We start from the raw sequence: 6397 nt of genomic DNA on the forward strand, positions 1-6397 counted from the left end.
TTAAAGAGAGGATTACCTAAAAAATATGAATGGATAATTATAATTATTTTTCGTTTATCTAATTATAAAAAAATATAGTATTATAATTGTAATCCAACTAATACTAACTTAGAAAAGTTAGTTTTTTAAAAATAAATTCATTTTGTAAAATTGCTATTTTCATTTTTTTGTTCCTCTTTTTTATAAACAAGATATAAAATTTATAAAGAAAAATTACAATTAAATATTTTTTTAGATATTTTAATATTTTTATAATTAAAAAATGTTATAATACAAATGTAAAAATCCCTTTTATTTAAAGTGTTAAAAGTTGGTTTTTTATTGGTTTTCTTTTGACTTGAAAGTATTTGTTTTGAAAGTATTGTTTTGCGTTTTTTTAATTTTTTATTAAAAAAAGGAGTTTTAAAATGATAGAAAATTATAATTTTACCTCTAAATCTTTGGAATTTGCTAAAGGTTTTAAAGCTTTTATTGCTCGTGGTAATGTTATTAATTTAGCTGTTGCAGTTGTAATAGGACAACTTTTTGCCAAAATTGTAAGTTCTTTGGTAGCAGATATTATTATGCCTCTTTTTTCTTTGTTATTTAATTATACTGGGGCTTTAAAAGATTTGAAATTTACAATTAAAGCTAATACTTATCTTTGTTATGGTAATTTTTTGCAAACTATTTTAGAGTTTTTGTTGCTTTCTTTTATTATTTATACTATTTTAACTTTAATGTCTTGGAAAAATCCTTTGCAAAAGGAAAAAACCGATAAAAATATGTTGCTTTTACAACAAAGTCTTAATAAAGAAATTGCTTTATTAGAAGAAATTAAAAATATTTTGAAATCAAATAAGTAATTGCAAATTAGTATTAACAATAAATGTTATTTAGTTGTTATTCAAACAATTATAAGGGACTATTTTTAATAGTCTTTTTTTATTAAGTTTTATTATTTTAATTATATTTATTATTCTTTTTGCCCTTATTATTGTTTGGAAAGAAATTGCAACAAAAAAATAACCATATAAACAAAAGAATTGTGAGTTTAGACTAATGAAAATTATTTGGAAATATTTATTCAAATACAAAATGTTACTGTTGTTAAATTTAATTGCTGTTTTGTTTGTTTGTTGTAGTGAATTGGGAATCCCTTTTATAATTGGTAAGTTTATTATTGATTATAATAAAAACAAACTTGATCCTTTCGCACTTTTAGGGCTTTTAACTTTATGTGCTTGTTGTGGCTTTATAGGAAATCTAATTCTTAATTATTGTGCTTCCAAAGTATCATCCTTGCTTTTTCAAGATTTAAGTGGTGATATTTTTCAAAAAGTACAAACTTTTTCACCCACTGAGATGAAACAATTAGGGATTTCATCTATCCTTAACTATACTACTTTGGATGTTTTTCAAGTAATGAATTTCATTTCTGTTTTTTACCGTACTGCTGTTGTTTCTCCTATTATGCTTGTAGTTAGTGTTATTACTATTTTTTATGTAGCTTCTTTTTTGCTTTTAGGAATTCTTTTTGTTGCTCCTTTTTTAGTTTTAACACTATTTATTATTCTTAAAAAATCCTATATTTTATCACAACAACAACAAAAAAAATTAGATGAATTAAATGTTATTACTCGTGAAAATTTAATTGGGATAAAATCTATTCGTGCTTTTCGTCAAAGTCAATATGAAACTTCTCGTTTTTCTAAAGTAAATCATAAATATAGTTTTTTTCTATTAAATTATTTAATTTTATGGTTTCTATTGATCCTATCTTTTATTTTTTTTAAATTGCTCTATTTTGATTAATGTTGGGGTAGGAGTGCATTTTTTAACTCAAGACAATCCTGGTTTTACTACAGGCAAACTTCTTTCATGTATTGATTATCAATTTCATGTTTTATTTGCTATTTTGGATTTTTTATTACTCTTTATGATGTTTCCTAAAACTTTGGTATCTGTTAGAAGAATTGAAAATGTTTTAAATGTTACCCCCAAAATAAAAAATGTTTGCAAACCTTTAAAACCACAAATGCCTTTTCAAACTTTGTCTTTTGAAAATGTTACTTTTACTTATCCTGATGCTACACAACCCACGTTAGAAAAGATTAATTTTAGTATGAAAAAAGGACAAATTGTAGCTTTTGTAGGTGCTACTGGTTCAGGAAAATCCACCTTAATAGGTCTTATCCCCCGCCTTTATGATGTGTGCGAAGGCGCTATTAAAATTAATGATATTGATATTAAAGAATATGATCTTAATTATTTGCGTAATAAAATTAGTTTTATTTCTCAAAAAAATGTTTTATTTAAAGGAACTATTAGAAGTAATTTAGCTTTCGGTAAACAAAATCCTCAAGAAAATCAAATGAAAGAAGCATTGCAACTTGCTCAAGCTTATCAAATTATACAAAATAAAAATCATAAATTTAATGAAATAGTAAGTGAATTGGGTACTAATTTTTCAGGGGGACAAAAACAAAGACTTTCTATGGCAAGAGGATTTCTTAAAAAACCTGATATCTATATTTTTGATGATTCTTTTTCAGCTCTTGATTATAAAACTGAATATGAAATTAGAAAAACTTTTTTTGAAATGAAAGGCCAAAACTTAGTGTTAATTGTTGCTCAAAGACTTACTTCTGTTATTAATGCCGATAAAATTATTGTCTTAGAAGAAGGAAAAATGAAAGCTATAGGGACTCATCAAGAATTAATGAAAAATTGTCTTCTTTATCAAGAAATTGCCAAATCCCAAAATTTAGAGGTTGTTTTATGAAAAGAATTTTGAGATATTTAAAGCCTTTTAAAAAACAAATTAATTTAGGACTTTTCTTAATTTTTCTAGCCTCCCTTTTTAATGTTTTTTTGTTTTATTTTGAAGGTAGATTTATTACTGATGAAATTCAAAAATATTATAAAGATCGTAGTTCCTTTTCTGTTCCTTTTTTTGGCAAAAACATTATGCATTACATTATCTTTATTTTATGTATTAATCTATTTTTATATTTGTTTGTTGTTATGTGTCGTGTTTTTTTTAATAAAATGTTAATTTCATCTATTCATCAAGGTATGAGAGATTTGCGCCAAGATTTGCAAAAAAAAAATCATCGTTTACCTATTAAATACTTTGATTCTAATACTTTAGGAAATATTATGAGTCGGATGACAAATGATATTGAAGTTATTTCTAATGCCTTACAACAATCTTTTTCTATTATGTTAGCTTCTTTTTTAATGATTGTAATGATTATTTGTTTTATGTTTGTTTTACATCTTTTTTTAGGTATTATTGTCTTTATGATGATTCCTTTTTCCTTTTATGCTATTTATAAAGTTTTTGCTAAATCACAGAAAATCTTTATTCAAAGGTTTGATGAATCAGGGAATTATCATGGTTTTTTACAAGAAAAATATACTGGATATAAAGAAATTATTTTATATAATCAACAAAATACAGTTATTGAAGAGTTTAGTTATCAAAGCAAGTGTTTAGAAAAGTTAGTTTTTAAATCTAATTTTTTGTCTGGATTAACTTCACCCATTGTATGTTTGTTTACTCATTTTACTTTAATTGCAGTTAGTATGGTGGGTTTTTTTTGATTGAAGGCCATAATACATCTCCTTTTTTAGCTAAATTAGGAGTAGGAGTTATTGGAATAGGACTTTTTAGATGTTTTTTACAATTTGTTTGGCGTTTAGGCAATCCCATTATTGAAATAGGTCATATGTCAGTTTTATTACAATCTGCTAATGCTGCTTCTAGAAGAGTATTTGCTTTTTTAAATGAAATTGAAGAAGCTCCTGAAGTGCTTAAACCTCAAGTTATTGCTAATCCTCAAGGAGAAGTTGTTTTTGAAAATGTTTTTTTTGGTTATAATAAAAGAGATATGTTATTAAGGAATATTAATTTTGTTGCCAAACCAGGACAAACCATAGCTATTGTGGGCCCTACAGGTTCTGGTAAATCTACTTTAATTAATCTTTTAATGCGTTTTTATGATATTAATGCAGGGACTATTAAAGTTGATGGAGTTGATATTCGTGAATTAAAAAAAGATAATTTAAGAACTATTTTTGGAATGGTATTACAAGATACTTGGTTTTTTAAAGATACTATTTGGCAAAATATTAAATATGGCAAACAAGATGCAACTGATGAAGAAGTAATACAAGCAGCCAAACAAGCTCAAGTGAATTATTTTATTAATACTAAACCTAATGGTTATCAGATGCAAATTAATGAAGAAGCAGATAATTTGTCTCAAGGAGAAAAACAATTAATTACTATTGCAAGGACTATTTTAAGTGATCCTAAAATATTAATTTTGGATGAGGCTACTTCTAATGTAGATACTAGAATTGAAATTTTGTTACAACAAGCTATTCAAAAGTTAATTCAAAACAAAACTGCTTTTGTTATTGCTCATAGATTATCTACTATTGTTAATGCTGATAAGATATTAGTGCTTAATAGAGGGGCTATTATTGAACAAGGAACACATCAAGAATTATTAAATTATAAAGGATTTTATTATAAACTATATCAAAGCCAATTTCAAAAATAATATATAATATTAATATTAAATATAAAGACCAAATATTTATATAGTTGGTCTTTCTTTTCTAAAAATATTCTTAGAAAAGAATTGAGCGTTAAGACAAAAATTATTTAAATATTTTTTAAAAAAATAAAAAGAATTTAGAAATTCGTAATCAATTAATTGAACTTCATTGATCATTAGTAAAAAAATAGTTTAAAATTCAAATATTACCCTAAATTGTTAACTAGAGAGGTTTTGTACCAAGAAGGAATCTTAGTATTAATCAAATACCTCAATTCACCTTAAATCCAACAAAAACCACCAAATCAAATAATATCATTTTTAAAGAAAAAAAATATGAGCCTGATAGAATAAGAAACCTCAACCCAAATCGATTATGGTTAAAACAAATAAATCATGAATTACTGCTTAAAAAATTAAAAACCAAATTTTTAAGTTTTGTTATAACCCTAGACAACATAAAAGAATCTCACCAACTAACTTTTGCCGTGTTCCGTTTTATTAGACAACTTTTATCTTTAAAATTGTTCTTTAAAACTTAAAATTAAGTGATAATTTCATATCTTTTCAAACCAACAAAAAATTTAAATTATATAAAAAAGTGTCTAATTTTTTTATAATTTGTTAGTTTCAAAAGATATTTTTTTAAATATTTTACCCCTTCATATATATAATTGCTTAAAAAAAGTTAAAAACACTCCTACAAAATGAAAAGAAAATATTTTTTTACGTAATTATATTATTTTATTTTAAAAAAGGGCGCAAAAAGTAACCTTTTTCAAGGTTAACATTTAAACAATTAATCAATTTTTTTTATATCAAGTTTTGAGAATATTGAATTGGTGAATTATAGTTTAATTTAGTTAATAGCCATTTTTGATTCCAAAAAGCAGGAAATTGTTTAATGATAGTTTTTATTTTGGCCATTGGGTTTTGGAAATAAAAAAGGATGGCGGTGTTCTAAAATGCTTTTCATTTGACCGAAAAAGTTTTAAATGACAGCGTTATCACGGGTAGTGGTTTTTCTGGACATGCTGATTAAAAAACCTTTAACATGAGAAGCGACAATTTGATTGTTAAAAGAGTCGATAATACAATAAAAATATAAAAAACCTTGTTGAGTTTTAAAATAAGTGATGCCTGTGAAGAGTTTTTGCATCGGTTCATAGGTTTTAAAATCTTGGTTAATTAAATTAAGAACTATTTTTAATTGAGATTTTAACTGTTGGTAATGATATTTATTTTTTTGATTCTTAAACGACAACAAATACTCTTTTCTTTCATGATGTGATAAACTTTTTTCTTAGTGATGGTTTCATTAAAATTTTTTTGATATAAATTAGTGATTTTACTATGGCCAAATAAATATTCATGAATTCTGCATAAAGATTCAATACGTTTTTGTTGTAAAAGATATTTTTCTTGTTTTAGTTTAATTTTATGGTTAACTTTTAACCAATAATAATAAGTACTCCTTTTAGTTTGAATCGTTTTTAAAATAGTGGTTATATTTAAATCATTTTGAAACTTTCCCACTAAATTAAATATATTTTTTTCTATCTTTTCTATTTTTTTAATAATTTGTTGTAATAATTTTATTTTTTGTTTTAATTTTTGCATCTTAACACCAATGTATCTTATATTTTTTTCATTATATCAACAATTATAACTCTTTAAATGTTTTTTAACGCCATTAAATAATTTATTAATGTTATTTTTTGTCTAATATATGAATCACCCCCCTTCCATATTTTTTTTTATTTATAAAACACATACCTATAACTGGTATGGCAGTTAATTTAAAAATTAAAGTTTATTTAATGATTGAAATAAATTAAAAAATAAAA

Annotated in this window: 5 protein-coding genes and 1 pseudogene; 5 read left to right on the forward strand and 1 reads right to left on the reverse strand. The window is 24.0% G+C overall.

Annotation, left to right across the window (positions count from 1 at the left end):
- Positions 1-407 precede the first annotated feature (407 nt).
- The 5 genes from mscL (at position 408) to BBA70_RS00195 (ending at position 4553) form a co-directional block, all read left to right on the forward strand.
- Entirely contained in the window at positions 408-845 is a 438-nt protein-coding gene (gene mscL, locus BBA70_RS00175; protein ID WP_011412311.1) for a large conductance mechanosensitive channel protein MscL, read from the forward strand.
- Between the two features lie 241 nt (positions 846-1086).
- On the forward strand, positions 1087-1794 hold the full coding sequence (locus BBA70_RS00180; protein WP_252861409.1) for an ABC transporter transmembrane domain-containing protein: 708 nt from the start codon (positions 1087-1089) through the stop codon (positions 1792-1794).
- A gap of 13 nt (positions 1795-1807) precedes the next feature.
- Positions 1808-2764: an ABC transporter ATP-binding protein gene (locus BBA70_RS00185; RefSeq protein WP_252861410.1), complete on the forward strand. Its 957-nt coding sequence runs from the start codon at positions 1808-1810 to the stop codon at positions 2762-2764.
- Positions 2761-3588, forward strand: a complete 828-nt coding sequence (locus tag BBA70_RS00190) for an ABC transporter ATP-binding protein (RefSeq protein WP_252861411.1) — start codon at positions 2761-2763, stop codon at positions 3586-3588. Before BBA70_RS00185 ends, BBA70_RS00190 begins: the two co-directional genes overlap by 4 nt.
- The gene (locus BBA70_RS00195) at positions 3585-4553 is read left to right on the forward strand and encodes an ABC transporter ATP-binding protein (protein ID WP_252861412.1); all 969 of its coding nucleotides are present in this window, start codon (positions 3585-3587) and stop codon (positions 4551-4553) included. The genes BBA70_RS00190 and BBA70_RS00195 overlap by 4 nt, the downstream gene beginning before the upstream one ends.
- An 810-nt stretch (positions 4554-5363) precedes the next feature.
- Here the strand turns inward: BBA70_RS00195 and BBA70_RS00205 are convergent.
- A pseudogene (locus tag BBA70_RS00205) lies at positions 5364-6170 on the reverse strand (IS3 family transposase).
- Between the last annotated feature and the right edge of the window lie 227 nt (positions 6171-6397).

It is taken from the genome of New Jersey aster yellows phytoplasma (genome assembly GCF_002554195.1).
Taxonomy (GTDB): Bacteria; Bacillota_I; Bacilli_A; order Acholeplasmatales; family Acholeplasmataceae; genus Phytoplasma.